Source organism: Luteimonas sp. Soil_N_1, from assembly GCF_057656255.1.
Genome location: NZ_JBDGKS010000008.1, coordinates 1 through 454, shown reverse-complemented (window position 1 = coordinate 454; position 454 = coordinate 1). Strand labels below are relative to the sequence as shown.

Here is a 454-nt window from a genome sequence, read left to right as displayed (position 1 = left end):
ATCACTTGAGGATCTTGGCCACCACGCCGGCGCCGACGGTACGGCCGCCTTCGCGAATCGCGAAGCGCAGACCTTCGTCCATCGCCACCGGGTTGATCAGCGTGACCACCATCTTCACGTTGTCGCCCGGCATCACCATCTCGGTGCCTTCCGGCAGTTCACACGCACCCGTGATGTCGGTCGTGCGGAAGTAGAACTGCGGACGGTAGCCCTTGAAGAACGGCGTGTGACGGCCGCCTTCGTCCTTCGACAGGACATAGACTTCGGCTTCGAACTCGGTGTGCGGCTTGATCGAACCCGGCTTGGCCAGCACCTGGCCACGCTCGACGTCGTCACGCTTGGTGCCGCGCAGCAGCAGACCGGCGTTGTCGCCTGCCTGACCCTGGTCGAGCAGCTTGCGGAACATCTCGACGCCCGTGACGGTCGTCTTCTGCACCGGACGGATACCGACGAT

Annotated in this window: 1 protein-coding gene; it reads right to left on the bottom strand. The window is 63.9% G+C overall.

The annotated features are described in order from the left end of the window. Position 1: 1 nt before the first annotated feature. A partial coding sequence (locus AC3A4E_RS17270; protein WP_487632713.1) for an EF-Tu C-terminal domain-related protein occupies positions 2 to 454 on the bottom strand: 453 nt, incomplete at its 5' end.